Source organism: Streptomyces sp. NPDC002265 (assembly GCF_040296125.1).
In the GTDB taxonomy this organism is placed as follows: Bacteria; Actinomycetota; Actinomycetes; order Streptomycetales; family Streptomycetaceae; genus Streptomyces.
On sequence record NZ_JBEOWS010000027.1, the window covers coordinates 1 to 21,654 of the forward strand.

Sequence of the window (21,654 nt, forward strand, 5' to 3'; positions counted from 1 at the left end):
GCCCTGCGGGGCCCTCGTGGGGCGCTTGTGGGGCCCTGTGGGGCGCTGTGAGACCCCGGGGGGAAGAAGTGAGGCTCCGTGACGGAGCGGGCGAGCGCGCCGCCGTACGGCACCGCCTCGCCCCGCCGTAGACACCGCCTCACGCCGCTGTACGGGGCAACGTGCCGCCGCCGTACGGCACCGCCTCGCGCCCCGAAACGGCACCGCGCCGCCGCTGTAGGCGCCCGCCTCGCCCCGCCGTACGGGGCACCATGCCGCCGCTGTGCGGCACCGCGCCGCCGCTGTAGGCGCCGCGCGGTGCCTGCAGCGGCGGCTCTCGTTCAGCCGCGGGTGGCGCGCAGGAACTCCCGCAGGATGCGTTCGCCCGCCAGCACACCACGCTCGGGCAGCGCGGTGACCGCGGGGGCCGTCCAGTCGTCGTCGGCCAGTTCGCCGTGGCCGGGCCGCCAGCCCCGGTCCGCCGCCAGCAGCAGGTCCGCGTCGAGCAGGGAGTCGCCCGCGGCGAGGGTGAGGTCGGCGCCGGTGCGGCGCACGACCTCGCGCACGGCCGCGCTCTTGGTGAGCGGCTTCGGCACCGCGTAGATCTTGCGGCCCTGGAGCGACACCGTCCAGCCGAGGTTCTCCGTCCAGGCCGCGAGCTCCTTCACCCACTCCTCGGGCAGCAGTTCACGCTCGACGACCAGATAGGCGAACAGGTCCTCGGCGACGCGCTGCTTGCGCAGCCAGACCGGATCCGCCGAGCGCGCGAGGTGCTCCTGCACCTGGGCCAGCGGCGCGCACTCGTCGGCCAGCCGCGCGGTGACCTGCGCGTGCCAGTCCGGATCCGACACGCCGTCCACCAGCAGATGACCGCCGTTGGCGCAGATCGCGTACGTCGGCGCCGGGCCCGGCAGGTTGATGCGCAGGTACTGCTTGCGGGTCCGGGTGGTGGTCGGCACGAACACCGCCGTGTCACCCAGCTCGGTGAGCAGCGCGGCCGCCGTCTCCGTCATGTACGACAGCGGCTTGTTCTCGTGCACCTCCACGCACAGCAGCCGCGGGGCCCGCGCGTCGGGCATGGTCAGCGCGAGCGCCGCCGCGGAGTAGATGAGCGTACGGTCGAGGTCGCTCGCAACCAGCACCGGCATCAGACCGCCACCGCCTTGCCGTCGGCACCGGTCGCGCCGCGGGTGTACTTGGGGTGGATCAAGCCCACACAGGTGTAGGGGAGTTCGTCGACCTCCTCGACGGGCACGCCTCTCTGCTCGGCCAGCAGGCGTACGTGGTCGAGGTCGGCGCCCGCCCCGGCGCGGGCCAGGATCTTCCACGGCACCCGGCGCAGCAGCACCCGGGTGGTCTCGCCGACGCCGGGCTTGACGAGGTTGACGTCGTGGATGCCGTACTCCTCGCTGATCCGCTCGACGGCCGCCCAGCCCTCCCAGGTCGGGGTCCGGTCGGCGGACAGCAGCTCCTTGACCGCCACGTCCACCGCGTCGACCACCTCGCCGAAGCGCGCGGCGACCGTGTCGAGGAAGTCCACCGAGACGTCCGTACCGGCGAGTTCGCGGTAGAACTTCGCGCCGTGGAAGTCGTGCGGGCCCACCAGGTCCGCGCGCAGCACCGTCCGCGAGATCAGGCCCGAGACGGTCGAGTTGAGGCAGGCGGAGGGGATGAGGTAGTCCTCCCGGGTGCCGTAGGTGCGCACGCACGAGCCCGGGTCGGCCAGCACCGCGATCTCCGGGTCGAAGCCGGTGATGCCGTCGGACTCCTCGAACTCCTTGATGGCGTCGGCGAGTTCGCGGGTGATGGCGCCCTTGCCGGTCCAGCCGTCGACGAAGACCACGTCGGCGGGGTCGTGGTGGGCGGCCAGCCAGCGCAGCGCGTTGGCGTCGATGCCCCGGCCGCGCACGATCGACACGGCGTAGTGCGGCAGTTCGAGGCCGTAGCGGAACTGGGCCCAGCGGCGCATCAGGACGCCGACCGGCGTGCCCGCGCGGGCCAGCGAGACCAGGACCGGGCGGGCCGCGGGGGTGTCCTCGCCGGAGCGGGCCGCGGTCCGGTCCGGGGAGCGCTCCGCGAGCACGGTCTCGGTGACCACGCCGACGGCGTGGGCGATCCGGGCCGCCGAGGTGGCGAGCGCCGCGTGGAAGAGCTCCTGGTAGTGCTCGCTGGGCTGGTACTCCACCGGCAGCGACTCGGCGTAGTGGGCGCCGCCGCTCTGGATGGCCTCCTCGCGCTCCTCGGTCGGCGCCTCCAGAGTGACGTCCGAGAGGTCCTGGAGCAGCCAGCCCACCTCCTCCGGCGCGTACGAGGAGAAGGCGGGGCCGCGAAGGGGCTCGGGCAGCATGGCGGGCCTTTCGGGTACGTGCGGCGGTTCGGGGACGTACGAGGGCACGACCGCGAGCAGGACGTGCGGGGCGTGCGCGGCGAGCTGGGCGAGCAGGCCGTCGGGGGCGTGCAGTTGCGGGGTGTCGGCGGCCGAGTCCACGACCGCCACGACCGCGTCGAAGCCCGCGCCGGCCACGTTGTAGGCGTAGCGCTCGCCGGGGCCGTCGGCCGGGTCGTCGTGGGCGGGGAAGACCAGGCGGCTGCGTATCGCGTAGCCGGGGTCGTCGACGGCCAGGACGGGCGAACGGGTGGTGGTGGAGTAGCGCACGTCGGCGGCCACGGCCTGTTCGAGTTCGCGGGCCAGCCGGAGCGGTGCGTACATCAGCTCTTCGAAGCCGAGGACGAGGACGCGCCGGGCGTCGCCGGGTATCGCCTCGGCGAGCCGGACCGCCATCGCGGGCAGGGCGGCCTCCAGCCGGGCACGGTGGTCGGGGGTGAAGCCGTGCCGTCCGCCGTCGGGCACGGCGCGCGGCCAGTCCAGGTCGACGCGCTCGACCCGGCCGTCCGGGGCCGGGGCGGCCGGTGCGGCGGACTCGTGCCGGGCCACCAGCGCCTGCCCCTTCTCCAGCACGCCCTCGGGCAGCCGGACGGTCCCGGAGGCGACCGCCACCAGGTCGACCCGGGCGCCGATCTCCGCGGCGAAGTCCGTCAGCCGGCCCGCGTCGGCGGCCGAGCGCATGTCGACGAGCGCGACCACGACGTAGCGCCGGCGCGGATAGCGCCCGTGCAGGTCACGGATGGTGTTCAGGACCGTGTTGCCGGTGGAGAACTCGTCGTCGACCAGGACCAGCGGGCCGTCGCCGCGCAGCAGCGCGGGGTCCTCGGGCAGCAGCAGATGGGAGGTGGCGTGCGAGTGGGACTCCTCGAAGCCGCCCGCCCGGTCCACGCCGGGGACCGGACGGCGGGTGGAGTGCAGGTAGGGGGCGAGGCCCAGACCGTCGGCGACACAGTGGCCGAGGCCGGTGGCGGTCTCCGCGTAGCCGAGGACGACCGCCCGGGCCGCCTCCTCGTCGCCGAGCAGGTCGCGCACCCGGCGGCCGAGGTCGAAGCCGTGGCCGTAGACGACGGACGGGGTCTGCGGCACGTGTTTGCCGAGCACGTTCGACACCAGCAGATGGGCCCGCCTGGGGTTGCGGCGCAGGGCCAGCCCCAGCAGGTCGTCCAGCCGGTCGTCGCCCACCAGTTCGAGACCGAGCCGTTCGGCGACCCAGGTTCCGGACCAGACCCCGTCGTTCACTGCGTTGTTCATGCGTCCCTTGTGTGTAGCCGGTTCGTCGGTCGGGTTCGTCGGTCGGGCTCGGCGGTCGGGTTGCGGGCCGGCTCAGCCGGTGATGACTGCGGCGAGCAGGTCCACGAAGCTGACGTCCTCGTGCGCCACGCCGAAGACCTCCGCGCGCAGCATGGTCCGCTCGGCCCAGGCGCGGTGCGGCTTCACCTCGTTCATCTTGTTCGTGTACGCCGACCGCAGCACACCCCCGCCGCCGCGCTCGGGCCGCAGGATGTCCGCCGCGTCGCTGAACTCCTCGTGGCTGACCACGGACAGTGCGTGCACGGCCGGTACGTGGGAGGGGTGGATGCAGGTCTTGCCGAGCAGGCCGTTGGCCTGGTCCAGGGAGATCTCCCGCAGCAGTCCGTCCATGGCGTGCTCTATGAGTATCTCGCGCAGCTCGACGGCCTGTCCCTCCAGGAAGGGGCTGTGCCGCAGCATCGGCTTGAACATGCGCTCCGGGACGCGGAAGTACTCCCACACCGGCCCGGTCACCGTGAAGCCGGTGCCGTCGGCGCGGCCCAGCATGTTCACCACGTCGGAGATCACGGAGGCGACGATCTGGACGTCGTACGCCGTCATGTCGGGGGCCCGGCGCAGGCCGTAGGAGGAGCAGAAGTCGGTCACGCCCAGGCGCAGCGCGAGCACCCGGTCGCGGAACTTGTCGACGGCGCGGGCGATGCCCTCGAGGGTGTCGACGCGCGACTCGCGGTACAGCAGCTCGGGCGACTCCAGCACCGGCATCGCGAACAGGCGGCGGCCGCTCGCCGACTCCGCCGCGGCGAGCGCCTCCAGGAAGGGGACACCGCGCTGCTCGGTGAACTTCGGCATGACGAACCCGGACAGCCGCCGGACGGTGGGGCCGAGGCGGCGGACCAGGTCGGGGATCTGCTCGGGGGTACGGACCCGGATGAACAGCAGCGGCAAGTCTACGCCGGTGCGCGCGTCGAGGTCGGCGAACTGGCGGACGAGGTTCGCCTCGCCCTGCTCGACGTCCGCGTCGGCGATCGAGTCCTCCAGGCACAGCACCATCGAGACCACGCCGCGTTCGGCCTGCTTGACGATGTCGTCGGCGAGCCGCGGGCGGGTCGCCGGACTGTAGAGCGTGGCCCCCAGGGCCGCGGACAGCAGCCGGGCCGGGGAGTCCGTGGTGAACTCGCACGGCTCCTGGACGAAGAGGCGCTTCCGCACCTCAGGGGCGATGTGCCCGAAATGACGCATTGAGCTCCCCCATGGTGACGGAACGGCGCATGAATGTGGCCTGTGAAGTGTCTACGTGTGGCCGGTAATAGTACGTAGGGATCCGAGAAGGAGGTTCCCTCCGGGCGTGAAGTTCAGGTAACGCCGACAAACACAGTGGGTCACCATGCCCGGTTTCACCCCCACATTGTCGTGATCAGGACCGAGAGGGCAGGATGACCGCATGACGCACGCGATGCTGAAGGGGTCGAACGTCCCGCTCGAGGCCACGACGGTGCGCGCCGTGCTGCGCTGGACGCCCGGACAGGGCGCCCCCGACGTGGACGTCTCCGCGCTGCTCCTGGGCCCCGACGGTCGGGTGCGCTCCGACGAGGACTTCGTCTTCTACAACCAGCCCCGGCACCCCTCCGGGAAGGTCTGGCGGCTCGGCAAGAAGCGGGTGGCCGAGGGCCTCACCGATACGATCCAGACAGATCTCGTCGGTGTCGAGCCCAGCGTCGGCCAGATTCTGCTGGTCGCTTCGGCGGACGGCGTCACGTTCGATCGCGTACGGTCACTGCGCATCGTGCTGTACGACGCCTCGGTCGCCGAGGGCGAGCCGCTGGCCTATTTCGACATCAAGCCGGAGACCGGTGAGGAGACCGCGCTGATCTGCGGCGAGCTCTACCGGCGCGGGGACGGCTGGAAGTTCCGGGCGCTGGGCGAGGGCTACTCGAACGGGCTCAAGGGTCTGGCGACCGACTTCGGCATCTCCGTGGACGAGGCGGAGGCCGTCCAGGAGTCGCAGTCCGTCCAGCCGCCGCCCCCCACCACCTCCCAGCCGCTGCCGCCGGAGCAGCCCGCGAACGTCCCCGTCCAGCCCGCCTACGGCTATCCGCAGCCGCCCGCGACGGTCCAGCCGGCCTACGGCTACCCGCATCCGACCAGCCAGCCCGCGTACGGCTATCCCCAGCCCGTCCCGGCCGCCCCGGCCGCGGCCGGGGAGTTGCGGCTGCCTCCGCAGGGCCCGCAGTTCATCGGCCGCTGACGGCACCGCGCCCGCCAGTCCTGTGCGGGCCTGCGCGGGGATGCCTGGCGCCACACCGCGCCTGACCCGGCCTGGGGCCGGTCAGGCCGTCCGGGCGCCTCTGGGGGCCGCGCCGACGACAGCCGACCGGCCGCCGGATCCGCCCGGGGCCCGGGCGGCGGGACCGGGCGTCAGCCGTCGACCTTCGTCTTGTAGCCCCGCCCCCACTGCAGTCCCCAGCCGTACAACCGGTCCAGTTCGGCCTGGAAGCCGTAGACGAACTTCACCTCGCGCCGGACGATCAGCTCGCCCTTGACGTTCTCGATCATCACCACCGCGCACGAGCGGGCCTGCGGGTGGCGTTCGTCCAGGCCGATCTCGATCCGCGGTCCGTTGCTCGGGTACAGGGTGACGATGGCGTGGGTACGGTCGAAGGCGGGCGTCTGGTCGTATATGTAGACGAACACCAGTAGACGCTTGATGTCGTCGCGGTGGTCGAGGTTGATGTAGATGGTCTCGCCGGACGCCGAGCCGAAGCGGTCGTCACCGCTGAGCTTCACGTACGGCGGGGCGTTGACGTCGCCCAGGTAGCCGCCGAGCGGCTGGACGACACCCTTGGTGCCGTCCTTCAGCTCGTACAGGCAGCCCAGGTCGAGGTCGACGTTGACCATGCTCTGGCTGTGGCCGACGACCTCCGGGGGCTTGAGCGCCTTGAAGGGGTGCCGCAGCAGGCTCTCGCGCTGGTTGCCGCCGAAGTCGGAGGTCCGCATCCGCCAGGTCAGGTTGATGCGCAGGTTGCCGGTGGCCGCTCCCTGCTTGGTCAGGGAGACGTAGTGATGCCGTTTGGTCAGCTCGATCGCGTTGCTCGCCGCGCTGCCCGAGTCGAATTCGAGCGCACGCCCGCGCCAGAGCCCGTCGAAGAAGCCCATGCCCCGCCCCCACCCCCACCTTCACCCACACCCGAAAAGCCCGCGGGGCGGCCGGCGGACATCTCTCGCCTGCCGCCCCGCACAGAGCGTTCCCTGACCCGCCCCGTGGTCACACCCCGGACGAGACCTCAGCCTTCTCGTCCGAGCCCGCTTTTCCCTCTGCCGCTGCCAGGGCCCGGTTGCGCCGCACGGAGGACCAGAAGGACAGGGCGATCAGGACGACGCCGACGAGACCGGTGATGACCTCGTTGATCTCGTACTGGATGGTGACCATGAGGATCACGGCCAGCGCGCCGATCGCGTAGTGCGCGCCGTGCTCCAGGTAGACGTAGTCGTCGAGGGTGCCCTGGCGGACCAGGTAGACCGTGAGCGAGCGGACGTACATCGCGCCGATACCGAGGCCGAGGGCCATCAGCACGATGTCGTTGGTGATGGCGAAGGCGCCGATCACACCGTCGAAGGAGAACGACGCGTCCAGGACCTCCAGGTAGAGGAACATGAAGAACGCGGCCTGGCCGGCGAGCACGATGGCCGGCTTCTTCTTGCCGGTCCGCTCGGCCTCCTCCTCCGCCTCGTGCTCGCGCTCCTCCTCTTCCTCCAGCTTGTCCTCGAAGTAGCCGGAGAGCCCGCCGACGACCATGTACGTGATCAGACCGGCGATGCCCGCGATGAGCACCGTCTGCGCCTTGTCGACATGCGCGCCGCCGTGCTGGTGGGCGTGGGCCGCGAAGGTGAAGGAGGTGATCAGCAGAACGACCAGGGCGATGCAGACCGACAGCATGTCGACCTTGCCGAGCTTGGCCAGCGGCCGCTCGATCCAGCGCAGCCACTGGATGTCACGGTCCTCGAAGATGAAGTCGAGGAAGATCATCAGCAGGAACATTCCGCCGAAGGCGGCGATCGCCGGGTGGGCGTCGGTGACCAGCTGCTGGTACTGGTCCTTGTTGTTGAGCGCGAGGTCGACCGCGTCGATCGGCCCGATCTTGGCGGTGATGGCGACGATGACGACGGGAAAGACCAGCCGCATCCCGAAGACGGCGATCAGCACGCCGACCGTGAGGAAGATCTTTTGCCAGAAGGCATTCATCTTCTTCAGGATTCCGGCGTTGACCACCGCGTTGTCGAACGACAGCGAGATCTCCAGGACGGAGAGGATCGCCACGATGCCGAAAGCCTCCCACCCCCCGTAGAAGACCGCTGCGACCAAGCCGAGCGCGGTGACCGCGAACGACCAGCCGAAGGTTTTCAGAAGCACTGGCTACCCAATCCTGTGTGAGGGGAACGTCCCGGACGGAGTCCGGGGAAGCGCCTCCCCCGCGCCACACTCGGCTTTACGAAGTGTTGACCCCGAAGTCTAGAGGGAGAGCTCTGCGGACAACACGGGCGGGCCCATGTGCCTTGCCTGAAGAGCCGAGGTCCGCCGGGTGACGGGCCCGGACCGCCCGCCGAATCGCTCGACGGGACCTCGCCGACATCGCTTTACGAGACGTTGACCCCGAAGTCCAGGGCGATGCCCCGCAGACCCGACGCGTACCCCTGCCCGACCGCCCGGAACTTCCATTCGCCCTGGTAGCGGTAGAGCTCGCCGAAGATCATCGCGGTTTCCGTCGAGGCGTCCTCGGAGAGGTCGTAACGGGCCAGTTCCTGGCCGTCGGCCTGATTGGCGACGCGGATGAACGCATTGCTGACCTGGCCGAAAGTCTGGCCGCGTTCGTCGGCCATGTGGATCGACACCGGAAAAACGATCTTGTCGCAGTTCGCGGGCACCCGGGAGAGGTCCACGAGGATCGACTCGTCGTCGCCCTCGCCCTCACCGGTGAGATTGTCGCCCGTGTGCTCCACCGAGCCGTCCGGACTGGTGAGCTGGTTGTAGAACACGAACCACTCGTCGCCCAGAACTCTTCCGTCCTTGCACAGCAGCGCGCTGGCGTCGAGGTCGAAAGGGGCTCCGGTGGTGGAGCGTGCGTCCCAGCCGAGCCCGACCATCACCTGTGTGAGGTTCGGCGCGGCCTTGGACAGGGAGACGTTGCCCCCCTTGGCAAGCGTGACGCCCATGTTGCTGGTCCTCCCCTAGGTCTTGCTTGTTCGGTTGTCCTGCGCGTCCGGCGCCGCCCGTAAACGGGACGGCGCCGGACGGACGTCCTGGTTCGGGACCAGGTCTCAGACGTTGACGCCGAAGTCCTGCGCGATGCCGCGCAGACCCGAGGCGTAGCCCTGGCCGATGGCACGGAACTTCCACTCCGCGCCGTTGCGGTACAGCTCGCCGAAGACCATCGCGGTCTCCGTCGAGGCGTCCTCGGACAGGTCGTAACGGGCGATCTCGGCGCCGCCGGCCTGGTTCACCACGCGGATGAACGCGTTGCGCACCTGGCCGAAGGACTGCTGGCGGTTCTCCGCGTCGTAGATCGAGACCGGGAAGACGATCTTGTCGACATCGGCCGGGACGCTCGCCAGGTCGACCTTGATCGCCTCGTCGTCGCCCTCGCCCTCACCGGTGAGGTTGTCACCGGTGTGCTCCACCGAGCCGTCGGCGCTCTTGAGGTTGTTGAAGAAGACGAAGTTCGCGTCGCTGGCGACCTTGCCCGCCGTGTTCAGCAGCAGCGCGCTGGCGTCCAGGTCGAAGTCCGTACCGGTGGTGGTGCGCACGTCCCACCCCAGGCCGACGACGACCGCCGTCAGGCCGGGGGCCTCCTTCGTCAGCGAAACGTTGCCGCCCTTGCTGAGGCTGACTCCCACGAGTCCTCCATTGGTGTCCGGGGGGCGGGGAGCCCCTGCGTGCTCTGGCATCGGATCAACGACTCGATCCTAGTGACGGGTTCCCGCACCTTGCAGTCCGTGGAACCGAACCGTCACAGGGTGTCGAGCGCCTTGACGTAGTCGTTCAGGTCGCGCGCGTCCGGCAGGGCGTTGACGACGGTCCAGCGCACCACGCCCGCCTTGTCGATGACGAAGGTGCCGCGCACCGCGCAGCCCTTGTCCTCGGCGAAGACGCCGTAGGCGCGCGAGACCTCGCCGTGCGGCCAGAAGTCGGACAGCAGCGGGTACTCCAGGCCCTCCTGCTCGGCGAAGACGCGCAGGGTGTGGATGGAGTCGTTGGAGACCGCGAGCAGCTGGGTGTCGCGGTCGGCGAACTGCGGCAGGTTGTCACGCAGCTCGCACAGCTCACCGGTGCAGACGCCGGTGAAGGCGAACGGGTAGAAGAGCAGGACCACGTTCTTGCTGCCGAGGAAGTCGGAGAGCTTCACGGCGCTGCCGTGGTTGTCCTTGAGCTCGAAGTCGGGGGCCTTGTCGCCGACCTGGATCGCCATCGTCGTGCTTCCCTTTCGGTGGGCTGCTCGGGTGAGAGCGCTGACAACGCCGAGAACACTGAGAGCGCTGAGCCCAGCCTACGCATCGGGCACGACGAAACTGCGGACGGGCCGGCCGACCTTCACCGCCGACCCGTCCGGGGTGGGAGAGGACCTACTTCTTGGTCTTGGCCGCCTTCGGGGTCAGCAGCCGGCTGCCGATCCAGTCCTTGCCCACGCTGACGCTCTTGGAGGCCGACAGCCCCGCCGTCGTCGCGGCTTCCGAGATGTCGCTCGGCTCCACGTAGCCATCACGTCCGGTCTTCGGCGTGAGAAGCAGGATCGCGCCGCCCTCTTCGATGTACGTGGTGGCGTCCACCAGCACATCGGTCAGGTCGCCGTCCTCGTCGCGGAACCACAGCACCACGGCATCGGCTACGTCGTCGTAGTCCTCGTCCACCAGGTCGCTGCCGACAACTTCTTCAATGGCCTCGCGGAGTTCCTGGTCTACGTCGTCGTCGTAGCCGATCTCCTGGACCACCTGCTCGGGCTGGAACCCCAGCCTGACGGCAGGGCTCGTCCGCTCCTCCGCGTGGTCCGCGGTCGCGCTCACGGGTTGCCTCCTGATCATGTCTTGGTGAATATCTCAGCCACGCGCGTGCGCGAAGCATTGGCCGTAGTCCACACGGGCGGGGCGGATCGCGCAAGTACCCGGCGGTTCAGACCGCCGAAACGGTGACGATCCGGGCCGTGTCGCCCCAACTCCAGGCACGCCGCAGCGGCCGGAAGTGACCCACACCACACCCTTGTGCCCCTTTTGCCACTTTGGGAATCAGGGGGAAGTGACACAGATCCGGGTTACCCCTCGGTAGAGATGACGTTTGTCGCACCGAGGTACACGATGGGGAGCGGCGCAGACAGACCGAGAACCCGGGAAAGAACAGCAAAAGCAGCCCTCTGACAGGTAAGGACCAGCGTGGCTTCCGGATCCGATCGAAACCCGATCATCATTGGCGGCCTTCCGAGTCAGGTTCCTGACTTCGATCCCGAAGAGACCAAGGAGTGGCTCGACTCCCTGGACGCGGCCATCGACGAGCGCGGCCGGGAGCGTGCCCGGTACCTCATGCTCCGGCTGATCGAGCGGGCCCGCGAGAAGCGCGTGGCCGTGCCCGAGATGCGCAGCTCGGACTACGTCAACACCATCCCCACCCGGGCCGAACCGTTCTTCCCCGGCAACGAGGAGATCGAGCGCAGGATCCTCAACGCGACCCGCTGGAACGCGGCCGTGATGGTCTCGCGGGCCCAGCGGCCGGGCATCGGCGTCGGCGGCCACATCGCCACCTTCGCCTCCTCCGCCTCGCTCTACGACGTCGGCTTCAACCACTTCTTCCGGGGCAAGGACGAGGGGGACGGCGGCGACCAGGTCTTCTTCCAGGGCCACGCCTCCCCCGGCATCTACGCCCGCGCCTACCTGCTGGACCGCCTCAGCGAGCGCAACCTGGACGCGTTCCGCCAGGAGAAGTCCAGGGCGCCCTACGGACTGTCCTCGTACCCGCATCCGCGGCTGATGCCAAACTTCTGGGAGTTCCCGACCGTGTCGATGGGCCTCGGCCCGATCGGCGCGATCTTCCAGGCCCGGATGAACCGCTACATGCACGCGCGCGGGATCGCCGACACCTCCAGGTCGCACGTGTGGGCGTTCCTCGGCGACGGCGAGATGGACGAGCCGGAGTCGCTGGGCCAGCTGACCATCGCCGCCCGCGAGGGCCTGGACAACCTGACCTTCGTGGTCAACTGCAACCTTCAGCGGCTCGACGGCCCGGTGCGCGGCAACGGCAAGGTCATCCAGGAGCTGGAGTCGGTCTTCCGGGGCGCCGGCTGGAACGTGATCAAGCTGATCTGGGACCGGACCTGGGACCCGCTGCTCGCCCAGGACCGCGACGGGATCCTGGTCAACAAGATGAACACGACTCCGGACGGCCAGTTCCAGACGTACGCCACCGAGTCGGGCGGGTACATCCGCAACCACTTCTTCGGCGACGACCAGCGGCTGCGCGCCATGGTCGAGCACATGACCGACGATCAGATCCTGCACCTGGGCCGCGGCGGTCACGACCACCGGAAGATCTACGCCGCGTTCAAGGCCGCCGTCGAGCACCGGGACCAGCCCACGGTCATCCTCGCCAAGACCGTCAAGGGCTGGACGCTGGGCCCGAACTTCGAGGGCCGCAACGCCACGCACCAGATGAAGAAGCTGACGGTCGCCGACCTCAAGGGCTTCCGCGACCGGCTGCACCTGCCGATCTCCGACCAGGAGCTGGAGTCCGGCCTGCCGCCGTACTACCACCCGGGCCGCGACTCGGAGGAGATCCAGTACATGCACGACCGGCGCAGGGGGCTCGGCGGGTACGTGCCGACCCGGGTGGTGCGCGCCAGGCCGCTGGTCCTGCCGGACGACAAGACCTACGCGACCGTGAAGAAGGGCTCCGGCCAGCAGTCGATCGCCACGACCATGGCGTTCGTGCGACTGCTGAAGGACCTGATGCGGGACAAGGAGATCGGCAGGCGTTTCGTGCTGATCGCGCCGGACGAGTACCGCACGTTCGGCATGGACTCGTTCTTCCCGAGCGCGAAGATCTACAACCCGCTCGGCCAGCAGTACGAGTCCGTCGACCGTGACCTGCTGCTCGCCTACAAGGAGTCGCCCACCGGACAGATGCTGCACGACGGCATCTCCGAGGCGGGCTGCACGGCCTCCCTGATCGCGGCCGGCTCGGCCTACGCGACCCACGGCGAGCCGCTCATCCCGGTCTACGTCTTCTACTCGATGTTCGGCTTCCAGCGCACCGGCGACCAGTTCTGGCAGATGGCCGACCAGCTGGCGCGCGGTTTCGTCCTGGGCGCGACCGCCGGACGCACGACCCTGACCGGTGAGGGACTCCAGCACGCGGACGGCCACTCGCAGCTGCTGGCCTCGACGAACCCCGGCTGCGTCGCGTACGACCCGGCCTACGGGTACGAGATCGCGTACATCGTGCAGGACGGCCTGCGCCGGATGTACGGCCCCGACAGCGAGGACGTCTTCTACTACCTCACCGTCTACAACGAGCCGATCCAGCATCCGGCGGAGCCCGCGGACGTCGACGTGGACGGCATCCTCAAGGGCATCCACCGGATCGCCTCGGGCAGCGCGGGCACGGTCCCGGCGCAGATCATCGCGTCGGGCGTGGCGGTGCCCTGGGCCCTGGAGGCACAGCGGATGCTGGCCGAGGAGTGGAACGTGCGCGCCGACGTGTGGTCGGCGACCTCCTTCAACGAACTGCGGCGCGAGGCCGTGGAGGTCGAGCGGCACAACCTGCTGCACCCGGAGGAGGAGCAGCGGGTGCCGTATGTGACACGGAAGCTGAGCACCGCCGAGGGGCCGTTCGTGGCGGTTTCCGACTGGATGCGTTCGGTTCCGGACCAGATCTCCCGTTGGGTGCCGGGGACCTACCAGTCGCTGGGCGCGGACGGGTTCGGGTTCGCCGACACCCGTGGCGCGGCCCGCCGGTTCTTCCACATCGACGCGCCGTCGATCGTGGTCGCGGTGCTGACCGAGCTGGCGCGCGAGGGCAGGGTCGACCGCTCGGTCCTGAAGCAGGCCGTCGACCGGTACCAGTTGCTCGACGTGGCGGCGGCGGATCCGGGGACGGCCGGGGGCGACGCGTGACTCCGTGCGCCTGAGCGCGCGTGAGGGCGGCGGGACCCATCGGTCCCGCCGCCCTTACGCGTTCTTTACGATGCGCTCATGGAGGAACAATCGGGACAGGTCCGCTGGGAGCAGCGCACCCAGCGGCCGCTGCTGGCCCTCGCCGTGGTGTTCGCCCTCGCCTATGCCGTGCCGATCGTGGACAGTTCGGCCGGACGCACGCTGACGATCGCGTGCACGGTGACCGAGTGGACGGTGTGGGGGGCGTTCGCCGCGGACTATCTGGTGCGCCTGGCGATGTCCGGGCACCGCCGGGAGTTCGTCCGCACGCACTGGCTGGACCTGGGCGCGGTGGTGCTGCCGATCCTCCAGCCGCTGCGGCTGCTGCGGCTGGTGGCGACCTTGATGCTGGTGGGCCGGCGGGCGCGGATGGCCTCCCAGATCCGGCTGACGACCTATGTGGGCGGGGCGGTCGTCGGGCTGCTGATGTTCGGCTCGCTGGCCGTGCTGTCGGTGGAGCGGGACTCGCCCAACGGGAACATCCGCACGCTGGGTGACGCCGTGTGGTGGTCCTTCACGACGATGACGACTGTCGGGTACGGGGACCACGCGCCGACCACCGGGATGGGCCGGGTGCTGGCCGTCGGGCTGATGCTGTCCGGGATCGCCCTGCTGGGTGTGGTCACCGCGAACATCGCCGCGTGGTTCATCGCCCGGTTCGAGAAGGACGACGTGGAGGAGCGGCGCCAGACGGAGGCGATCGAGCGGTTGACCGAGGAGGTGCGGGCCCTGCGCGCGGAGGTGGCGGCACTGTCGTCCCGGGCGGGGGCCGTACGGGAGCCGGTGGGCGGCGAACAGACGCGCTGAGCCGCGGGCGGGGACCGGCGGTGCACCGGAGGGGTGGGTGCGCACCCGGGTTCGCGGGGTGCCGCCGTGCCCGCCCTCCGGCGCGTCCGGTCTCGCCGCGGCGCGGCTACAGTCCGCCGCCCGCGAGCCACAGGATCGCCATGAGGGTGTCTATGGCACCCAGCACCAGGGCGACCAGGGCCGGGGTCGGCCGGGCACCGGACCAGGTGCGTCCCATGGCGAGCCAGCCGCAGACGACCGCCGCGGGACCGAGGAGGATCCCCAGGGCGAAGAAGCCCGCGATCGCGCAGACGACTCCGATGATTGCCAGGGTCGCGCGGTCCGTCCCGGTCCGCAGCCCCATCCGGCCGCGCGAGCGGGGGTATCCGCGTGTTCGCTGTCCGAAGCCCGCCATCATCAACTCCCAGAACCCCGGGATCAGTTGAATGTGCATCGGGGTTCGGAGGTGCGGGTACCCCCGATCGGGCCGCCAAGTCATCGGCCCGCGGGCCGTCGAGTCGACGGCCCGCGGGCCTCGGCGCGCTGCCCCCCTCCGGCAGCGCGCCGCAGCCCGGCCGTCCTCTTTGCCGTACGGACATGCCTGTGGAACATGCCGTACCGGAGGACTTGACCCACTGTTACGTGCGACGCGTGCCGGCGGACAGGATTCTCCGGCGTTGTCACCCTCATAGGGGAATTACGGTGAAAACGCCGTCAGACTCCCGTCAGATGTGAGCGCCTCCCATACCCGCTTCGGCGTTCTCGCCGCGCTTGGTGAGGAAGGCGACGAAGACCGCCACCACCGCGACACCGGCGGCGACGAGGGACGCCAGGCTCATACCGGAGATGAAGGTGTCGTGCGCGACATCCGTGATCTTCGCGACGATCGCCGCCGGGGTGCCCGGGGCCACCGGCGCCACACCGACCTGGACCGCCTCGGCGGCCTGGTCCAGCTGGGCGGGGGTGAGCGGCGGCAGACCGGCGGCCTTCCAGTTGCCGGCGAGGTCGCTGTCCACCTTCGACGCCATGACCGCACCGAGGACGGCGGTGCCGAGGCTGCCGCCGATCTGCATCGCGGCCTGCTGGAGACCGCCGACGACACCGGAGAGCTCCATCGGGGCGTTGCCGACGATGACCTCCGTGGCGCCGACCATGACCGGCGCGAGGCCGAAGCCCAGCAGGGCGAACCAGAGCGACATGATGCCGCTGCCGGTGTCCGTCTCCAGCGTGGACATGCCGTACATGGCGATCGCGGTGGCCGCCATGCCGCCGGCCAGCGGGATCCGCGGGCCCAGCTTGGTGATCGCAAGGCCGGCCAGCGGCGAGCCTACGATCATCATGCCGGTCAGCGGCAGCAGGTGCAGGCCGGCGTCGATCGGGCTCATGCCGTGCACGTTCTGGAGGTAGAACGTCACGAAGAACAGGCCGCCCATGAACGCGATGGCCATCAGGACCATCAGGACCACGCCCGCCGACAGCGGGACCGAGCGGAACAGCGCCAGCGGGATGAGGGGCTCCGCGACCTTCGTCTCCCAGAAGGCGAACGCCGCGAAGAGCACGGCCGAGCCGCCGATGAAGGCCCAGGTCAGGCCGTCGCCCCAGCCCCACGTCGGAGCCTTGATGAGCGCCCAGACCAGGCAGAACATCGCGCCGGAGAGCAGCGCGATGCCCAGCAGGTCGAAGGAGCGCGGGGCGTTCTCGGCCCGGTGGTCGAGCAGGATCAGGGCGCCCAGCACGAGCGCGACGACGCCGACCGGCACGTTGATGAAGAACACCGACTGCCAGCTGACGTGCTCGACCAGCACGCCGCCGAGGATCGGGCCGCCGGCGGTGGAGGCGCCGATGACCATGCCCCAGATGCCGATGGCCATGTTGAGCTTCTCGGCCGGGAAGGTGGCCCGCAGCAGGCCCAGCGCGGCCGGCATCAGCAGCGCGCCGAACAGACCCTGGAAGACGCGGAAGGTGACGACGAGCGCGATGCTGTCGGACAGGCCGATGGCGCCCGAGGCGGCGGCGAAGCCGACGACGCCGATGAGGAAGGTCTGCCGGTGGCCGAAGCGGTCGCCGAGCTTGCCCGCGGTGATCAGGGAGACCGCGAGGGCGAGGAAGTAGCCGTTGGTGATCCACTGGACCTGGGCGAAGGTGGCGCCGAGGTCCTTCTGGATCGCCGGGTTGGCGATGGCCACGATGGTGCCGTCGAGGGCCACCATCATGACGCCGACGGCGACGGTTATGAGGGTGAGCCACGGGTGCCCGCGCAGTCCGGCGGCCTCCGGGGCCGGACCGGACGGGGTGGCGGCCGGTGCCTTGTCCCCCGGCCCCGTCGTGTCGATGGTGGTCTGACTAGTCATGCCTTCGAGGCTAGTGACAGCCACTGACAATTGACAAACCAGTTCACAAGTCGGTAACTGTCACGCCGCGTCCCGAACAGGCAGGAGAGACCCCATGGACACCGCACCACCGCCCGGACTGCGCGAGCGCAAGAAGCAGCGCACCCGGGAGGCGCTGCTGCGGGCCGCCCTCGACCTGTTCACCGGCCGCGGTTACGAACAGACCACCGTCGACGACATCGCCGAGGCCGCCGAGGTCTCGCAGCGCACCTTCTTCCGCTACTTCGCCGGCAAGGAGGACGCGGCGTTCGCCGTCCAGGAGACGGCGGAGGCGCACTTCGTCGCGTCGGTGGCGGCGCGGCCGCCGAGGGAGGCTCCCATGGAGGCCCTGCGCAACGCGCTGCTGGAGGACTGGGACCGGCTCAGCGAGGTGATCGAGGCCGTCGTACCGGTCGAGCTGTACGTACGGATGTACCGGACCATCGAGTCGACGCCCGCTCTGCTCGCCGCCCATCTGCGCCGCTCCGCGGAGACGGAGGAGCGCATCGCGCGCGTGCTGGCCGAGCGCGAGGGACTCGACCTGGACACCGATCCGCGGCCCCGCCTCGCGGTGGCCGTCTTCGGCGGGGTGATCCGGGTGACGGAACGCCAGTGGAGCACGGGCGAGGACTTCAGCCCGCGGGCGATCCGGGAGCTGACGGCCCGCTACCTCGACCAGGTCGGCGTGGCACTCACCGGACACTGGCGAACCCCCGCAGACCTCACCTGAGAACCGGGCCGCGACCGTGCTCCGGTGGCACCCGAGGGCCCCTGCGAGCATCGTCACCGCCATCGAAACGTGATCCCTGTCACTCGGTTAACGCGTGGCCCTCTCGTTCTCCTAGTGTGTCCTCCCAGTGACTTCCTTCGGCTCCTCCCCGCAACTCAACGTCTGGCGCGCGCTGCTCGCACTGGCCGTCGTGTTCGTGATGCTGGCGACCACCGGCTGGACGGCTCTGCGCCAGCAGCGGGAGGCGACCGCCCTCCAGGCCTCCCTGACGGCCTGGGAGCACGGCCGCGTCGGCGGACACCGGCTGCCCGACCCGCACACGGCGCCCGCCCGGCTGTCCCGGTTCTTCGCCTCGCTCACCCCGCGCGAGCGCAACGAGCTCGCGACCCGCTACCCGCTCGCGGTCGGCAACATGAACGGCGCCCCGGTCCGGCTGCGTTACCGCGCCAACCGGGTCGCGCTCGGGCAGGCCCGCGAGGTCGAGCGGGCGCGCATGCACGACAGCCGGCTCAGCCCGGCGGGTCAGCAGGAGGCGGGGCGCAGGATGCACCGCTTCGAGTCGATGATGAGCGGCGGCCGCCAGATCCTCGCCTTCGACCCGGAGAGCTCCGGCCGCGCCGCCGAGGTGTTCGGGGATCTCGCCAGGGCCGAGCGGATCTCGGTCGTCGTCCCCGGTGTCGACACCGACCTGCTCACCTTCCAGCGCACCAACCGCAGGTACTCGGCGCCCGTCGGCATGGCCAAGTCCCTCCACCGCGCCGAGCGGTCCGTGCGCCCCGCGGTCCGTACCGCGGTGATCGCCTGGGCCGACTACACGGCCCCCGCCGGACTCGGCATCGACTCGGCCACCGCGATGCGCGCCGAGGACGGCGCCGTCCGGCTGAACGCGCTGCTGCGCGCGCTGCCCGGCACCACGCCGGTCGCCATGTTCTGTCACAGCTACGGCTCCGTGCTGTGCGGGGTCGCCGCGCGCGACATGCCCCGCCGGGTGGTCGACATAGCCGTGGCCGCCAGCCCCGGGATGCGGGTGCCGAGCGTCGCCCACCTGGGCACCTCCGCCCGGGTGTGGGCGATGCGGGACGCGAGCGACTGGGTGCAGGACGTACCGCACCTGGAGGTCGGGGGCCTCGGCCACGGCGCCGACCCGGTCTCCCCCGCGTTCGGCGCCCGGGTGCTGTCGGCGCATGACGCACAGGGGCACAGCGGCTATTTCGAGCCGGGCACGGACAGCCTGCGCAACCTCGCCGACATCGGCACGGGCGCGTACGGGGCGGTGCGGTGCGCCCAGCAGGACAAGGGGTGCCGGGCGGGCCTGCCCGGCAAGGCAGCGGCAGAACGCGCGTAGAGACGTAGAAATCGCGGTCTGCCCGGGGAGGCGACGGAGGAGCTCGTGCCGCATACGATGAGCCGCATGGGTGACGTACTGGCCGGATTTCATGCCGCCTGGGAGTTCGAGTCCGACTCCGTGCTCATCCGCTACGAACGGGGGATCCGCACACCGAAGCTCTTCCAGGCGCTGGGCGAACGGCGCGTCCCGCTCGCGGCGATCGAGGCGGTGACCCTCACTCCCGGCAAGCGCGGCACGGTCGTCCTGCGGGCCGAGCCCCGGCCGGGCGCCGACCCGTTGATGGAGGCGGCCGACGGGCAGCTCAAGGAGGGCGCCGACCCCTACCGGCTGGTACTGCCGGCCGAGCGCGCGACGCTCGCCGAGTACTACGCCGACGAACTGCGCGCCCTGCTGACCGAGTCCGGCCCGGCCGAGCGCCATCTGGTGCCCGCGCCCGAGGCGCCCCGGCAGTTCAAGGCGTACGACGCGAAGGCGTCCTTCGACGGCCGGACGGTGGCCTTCCGCTGGTTCTGGACGGGCGCGTCCTCGGCGAAGTGGAAGGCCGGCGACCAGAGTTTCCCGGTCACCGGCCTCGCCGGGGTCGAGTGGCGCTCCCCCGAGGTCTTCGAGGGGCATCTGCGGCTGCTGCTGCGGGACCCGGCCGAGCAGCAGGCCGCGCAGGCCGACCAGGACCCGGCCGCGGTGGTGTTCGGCCTGGGGTACGGACCGGTGCACGAGTCGCTGCCGTTCGCCGCGGCCGTGCTGGCCGCGGTGCGGGCCGGCGGGCCGGCGGCCGCGCCTGCCGTACCCGCGGCCGCGCTCGGCGTCCCGGCGCCGCGCCGTGACCCCGCCGACATCGCCGAACGGATCCGTCATCTCGGCGAGCTGCACCGGGCCGGGCTGCTGACGGACGAGGAGTTCTCGGTGAAGAAGGCGGAGCTGCTCGCGGAGTTCTGACGCCCCGGGGACCGGCTACTCGCGCCCGGCGGAGGAGAACGACATGTCCGGGTACCGGGTGCCCGCCACCTGGCCGGCGATGGGCTCCAGCAGGGCCAGCTCCTGCTCCGTCAGGACGACCCGGGTCGCCGCCACGTTCTCCTCCACCCTGCGGCGTCTGGTCGTACCCGGGATCTGCACGACCGGCAGACCGTGCACCGCCGAACGCTGCTGCACCCAGGCCAGGGCGATCTGCGCGAGGGAGACGCCATGGGCCTCGGCGACCGTGCGCAGCGGCTCCAGGAGGGCCGCGTTCGCCACCGCGTTCTCCCCGCTGAAGCGGGGCATCGTACGGCGGACGTCGTCGTCGGACAGCTCCTTGGCCGCGTCGGCGAACGTCCCGGTGAGGAAGCCGCGGCCGAGCGGCGAGTAGGGCACCAGGGCCACGCCCAGCTCGGCGGCGGCCGGCACCACCCGGGCCTCGATGTCCCGGCTGAACAGCGACCACTCCGACTGCACCGCGGCGATGGGGTGCACGGCCTGCGCGGCGCGCAGCTCGTCGGCCGTGACCTCGCTCAGACCGAGGTGGCGCACCTTGCCCGCGCTCACCAGCTCGGCCATCGCGCCGACGGTCTCCTCGATCGGCACGTTCACATCGCGCCGGTGCATGTAGTAGAGGTCGATGACATCGACGCCGAGACGCCCGAGACTGCCCTCCGCGGCCTGGCGGACGTATGCCGCATCGCCCCGGACGATCCGCCTGCTGCGGTCCTCGGGCGGCACCCGGACGCCGAACTTGGTCGCGATCACGACCTCGTCCCGGTGCGCCTCGAAGAACGGCGCGAGGAACCGCTCGTTGTCCCCGTCGCCGTAACCCTCGGCGGTGTCGTAGAGAGTGACGCCCAGTTCCAGTGCACGCTCCAGGGCGGCGCGCGACTCCTTCACGTCGGGTGCGCCGTACGCCCAGCTCATGCCCATGCAGCCGAGTCCCTGGACGCCGACCTCGGGACCGCTCCCGCCGAGCCGCACGGTCCGTATCCTGCCGTCCGTCATCCTGCGCGCTCCGTTTCGCGGACGCCTCCGGCGTCCGTATAGAAGTTGATCTTCCGGTCGAGCACGGCGAGCGTGTCCCGCAGTTCGGCGATCCGGGCCCGGACGTCCCGCCGGGTCGCCTCCAGGAGGTCGCGCCGCTCGCCGTAGGTGCTCTCGCCCTCGCGCACCAGCTCCGCGTACCGGACCATGTCGGCGACCGGCATGCCGGTCAGCCGCAGCTTGCCGACGAGGTCGAGCCAGTCCAGGTCCCGGTTGCTGTAGCGGCGCTGGCCGGTGTGCGAACGGTCGATGTGCGACATCAGACCGATCCGCTCGTACCAGCGCAGGGTGTGTGCGGTCAGACCGGTGAACGCGACGACCTCGCTGATCGTGTAGCGGTCCCGGCCGTCGGGGCGTGGATACCGGCTGGGCGGCGGGGTGGAGCAGATGTCCGTGGGGGCAGGAGCTTGTTCGGTGGCCGCGGGCGTGGTGTGCATCACCGTCATGACCCCCAAGCTATGACCTTCGAGTGCACTCCAGGCAAACGGAAAGGCCGGAAAACAAGGAGCATGGCGTGATCACGCCGACCGGCGTGCCGTGCATGGGTCTCGTGCGCCGTGCCAAGCCCGACCCCTTGACGGAGCTGCTCCCGTGAGCCGCTTAGGCTCTG

General features: G+C 70.6%; 19 protein-coding genes. 6 read left to right on the forward strand and 13 right to left on the reverse strand.

Annotated features, from left to right (window positions below; all coding sequences use genetic code 11):
• Positions 1–320 precede the first annotated feature (320 nt).
• The 3 genes from ABT085_RS07555 to ABT085_RS07565 all read right to left on the reverse strand — a co-directional run bounded on the left by ABT085_RS07555 (position 321) and on the right by ABT085_RS07565 (position 4,855).
• Entirely contained in the window at positions 321–1,127 is an 807-nt protein-coding gene (locus ABT085_RS07555; RefSeq protein ID WP_351603224.1) for an HAD family hydrolase, read from the reverse strand.
• A complete protein-coding gene (locus tag ABT085_RS07560) occupies positions 1,127–3,616 on the reverse strand; it encodes a phosphoribosyltransferase (protein ID WP_351603226.1) in 2,490 nt (829 codons plus the stop codon). The genes ABT085_RS07555 and ABT085_RS07560 overlap by 1 nt, the downstream gene beginning before the upstream one ends.
• Positions 3,617–3,688: 72 nt before the next feature.
• Positions 3,689–4,855 carry an HpcH/HpaI aldolase/citrate lyase family protein gene (locus tag ABT085_RS07565; RefSeq protein WP_351603228.1) on the reverse strand — a complete coding sequence of 389 codons (1,167 nt, stop codon included), beginning with the start codon at positions 4,853–4,855 and terminating at the stop codon, positions 3,689–3,691.
• 202 nt (positions 4,856–5,057) lie between these two features.
• Between ABT085_RS07565 and ABT085_RS07570 the strand changes: the two genes are divergently transcribed.
• Entirely contained in the window at positions 5,058–5,861 is an 804-nt protein-coding gene (locus tag ABT085_RS07570; RefSeq protein ID WP_351603230.1) for a TerD family protein, read from the forward strand.
• A gap of 170 nt (positions 5,862–6,031) precedes the next feature.
• Here the strand turns inward: ABT085_RS07570 and ABT085_RS07575 are convergent, their stop codons facing one another.
• The 6 genes from ABT085_RS07575 to ABT085_RS07600 all read right to left on the reverse strand — a co-directional run bounded on the left by ABT085_RS07575 (position 6,032) and on the right by ABT085_RS07600 (position 10,669).
• On the reverse strand, positions 6,032–6,769 hold the full coding sequence (locus ABT085_RS07575; protein WP_351603234.1) for a TerD family protein: 738 nt from the start codon (positions 6,767–6,769) through the stop codon (positions 6,032–6,034).
• Positions 6,770–6,878: 109 nt separating this feature from the next.
• Positions 6,879–8,024, reverse strand: a complete 1,146-nt coding sequence (locus ABT085_RS07580; protein WP_351603236.1) for a DUF475 domain-containing protein — start codon at positions 8,022–8,024, stop codon at positions 6,879–6,881.
• Between the two features lie 224 nt (positions 8,025–8,248).
• Positions 8,249–8,824, reverse strand: coding sequence for a TerD family protein (locus ABT085_RS07585; RefSeq protein ID WP_351603238.1), 576 nt, complete (start codon positions 8,822–8,824; stop codon positions 8,249–8,251).
• Positions 8,825–8,929: 105 nt separating this feature from the next.
• Entirely contained in the window at positions 8,930–9,505 is a 576-nt protein-coding gene (locus ABT085_RS07590; RefSeq protein WP_351603240.1) for a TerD family protein, read from the reverse strand.
• Positions 9,506–9,618: 113 nt separating this feature from the next.
• Complete coding sequence (locus tag ABT085_RS07595) at positions 9,619–10,077, reverse strand: peroxiredoxin (protein WP_351603242.1); 459 nt, start codon at positions 10,075–10,077, stop codon at positions 9,619–9,621.
• Between the two features lie 154 nt (positions 10,078–10,231).
• Positions 10,232–10,669, reverse strand: a complete 438-nt coding sequence (locus ABT085_RS07600; protein WP_162468281.1) for a DUF3052 family protein — start codon at positions 10,667–10,669, stop codon at positions 10,232–10,234.
• A gap of 363 nt (positions 10,670–11,032) precedes the next feature.
• Here ABT085_RS07600 and aceE point away from each other — a divergent pair, with 363 nt between their 5' ends.
• Entirely contained in the window at positions 11,033–13,765 is a 2,733-nt protein-coding gene (aceE, locus tag ABT085_RS07605; protein WP_351603244.1) for a pyruvate dehydrogenase (acetyl-transferring), homodimeric type, read from the forward strand.
• A 78-nt stretch (positions 13,766–13,843) separates the two neighbouring features.
• Positions 13,844–14,611 carry a potassium channel family protein gene (locus ABT085_RS07610; RefSeq protein WP_351603246.1) on the forward strand — a complete coding sequence of 256 codons (768 nt, stop codon included), beginning with the start codon at positions 13,844–13,846 and terminating at the stop codon, positions 14,609–14,611.
• A gap of 106 nt (positions 14,612–14,717) precedes the next feature.
• Here the strand turns inward: ABT085_RS07610 and ABT085_RS07615 are convergent, their stop codons facing one another.
• Positions 14,718–15,008, reverse strand: a complete 291-nt coding sequence (locus ABT085_RS07615) for a small hydrophobic protein (RefSeq protein ID WP_351603306.1) — start codon at positions 15,006–15,008, stop codon at positions 14,718–14,720.
• Between the two features lie 307 nt (positions 15,009–15,315).
• Complete coding sequence (locus ABT085_RS07620) at positions 15,316–16,941, reverse strand: MFS transporter (RefSeq protein ID WP_351603248.1); 1,626 nt, start codon at positions 16,939–16,941, stop codon at positions 15,316–15,318.
• A 94-nt stretch (positions 16,942–17,035) separates the two neighbouring features.
• On the opposite strand from ABT085_RS07620, the gene ABT085_RS07625 reads away from it, so the two are divergent.
• The 3 genes from ABT085_RS07625 (at position 17,036) to ABT085_RS07635 (ending at position 19,973) form a co-directional block, all read left to right on the forward strand.
• On the forward strand, positions 17,036–17,689 hold the full coding sequence (locus ABT085_RS07625; protein WP_351603250.1) for a TetR family transcriptional regulator: 654 nt from the start codon (positions 17,036–17,038) through the stop codon (positions 17,687–17,689).
• A gap of 127 nt (positions 17,690–17,816) precedes the next feature.
• Positions 17,817–19,034, forward strand: coding sequence for an alpha/beta hydrolase (locus tag ABT085_RS07630; RefSeq protein WP_351603255.1), 1,218 nt, complete (start codon positions 17,817–17,819; stop codon positions 19,032–19,034).
• A gap of 66 nt (positions 19,035–19,100) precedes the next feature.
• The gene (locus tag ABT085_RS07635; RefSeq protein WP_351603257.1) at positions 19,101–19,973 is read left to right on the forward strand and encodes a DUF4429 domain-containing protein; all 873 of its coding nucleotides are present in this window, start codon (positions 19,101–19,103) and stop codon (positions 19,971–19,973) included.
• Between the two features lie 15 nt (positions 19,974–19,988).
• Here the strand turns inward: ABT085_RS07635 and ABT085_RS07640 are convergent, their stop codons facing one another.
• Together ABT085_RS07640 and ABT085_RS07645 are read right to left on the reverse strand one after the other, a co-directional pair.
• Entirely contained in the window at positions 19,989–21,005 is a 1,017-nt protein-coding gene (locus tag ABT085_RS07640) for an aldo/keto reductase (RefSeq protein ID WP_351603259.1), read from the reverse strand.
• On the reverse strand, positions 21,002–21,490 hold the full coding sequence (locus ABT085_RS07645; protein WP_351603261.1) for a MerR family transcriptional regulator: 489 nt from the start codon (positions 21,488–21,490) through the stop codon (positions 21,002–21,004). Before ABT085_RS07645 ends, ABT085_RS07640 begins: the two co-directional genes overlap by 4 nt.
• Positions 21,491–21,654 lie beyond the last annotated feature (164 nt).

Bases quoted from the DNA above. Each gene is read 5' to 3' on its own strand.
- ABT085_RS07555 (WP_351603224.1), bottom strand. From the start codon at position 1,127: ATGCCGGTGCTGGTTGCGAGCGACCTCGACCGTACGCTCATCTACTCC.
- ABT085_RS07560 (WP_351603226.1), bottom strand. From the start codon at position 3,616: ATGAACAACGCAGTGAACGACGGGGTCTGGTCCGGAACCTGGGTCGCC.
- ABT085_RS07565 (WP_351603228.1), bottom strand. From the start codon at position 4,855: ATGCGTCATTTCGGGCACATCGCCCCTGAGGTGCGGAAGCGCCTCTTC.
- ABT085_RS07570 (WP_351603230.1), top strand. From the start codon at position 5,058: ATGACGCACGCGATGCTGAAGGGGTCGAACGTCCCGCTCGAGGCCACG.
- ABT085_RS07575 (WP_351603234.1), bottom strand. From the start codon at position 6,769: ATGGGCTTCTTCGACGGGCTCTGGCGCGGGCGTGCGCTCGAATTCGAC.
- ABT085_RS07585 (WP_351603238.1), bottom strand. From the start codon at position 8,824: ATGGGCGTCACGCTTGCCAAGGGGGGCAACGTCTCCCTGTCCAAGGCC.
- ABT085_RS07595 (WP_351603242.1), bottom strand. From the start codon at position 10,077: ATGGCGATCCAGGTCGGCGACAAGGCCCCCGACTTCGAGCTCAAGGAC.
- ABT085_RS07610 (WP_351603246.1), top strand. From the start codon at position 13,844: ATGGAGGAACAATCGGGACAGGTCCGCTGGGAGCAGCGCACCCAGCGG.
- ABT085_RS07615 (WP_351603306.1), bottom strand. From the start codon at position 15,008: ATGATGGCGGGCTTCGGACAGCGAACACGCGGATACCCCCGCTCGCGC.
- ABT085_RS07620 (WP_351603248.1), bottom strand. From the start codon at position 16,941: ATGACTAGTCAGACCACCATCGACACGACGGGGCCGGGGGACAAGGCA.
- ABT085_RS07625 (WP_351603250.1), top strand. From the start codon at position 17,036: ATGGACACCGCACCACCGCCCGGACTGCGCGAGCGCAAGAAGCAGCGC.
- ABT085_RS07635 (WP_351603257.1), top strand. From the start codon at position 19,101: ATGGGTGACGTACTGGCCGGATTTCATGCCGCCTGGGAGTTCGAGTCC.
- ABT085_RS07640 (WP_351603259.1), bottom strand. From the start codon at position 21,005: ATGACGGACGGCAGGATACGGACCGTGCGGCTCGGCGGGAGCGGTCCC.
- ABT085_RS07645 (WP_351603261.1), bottom strand. From the start codon at position 21,490: ATGACGGTGATGCACACCACGCCCGCGGCCACCGAACAAGCTCCTGCC.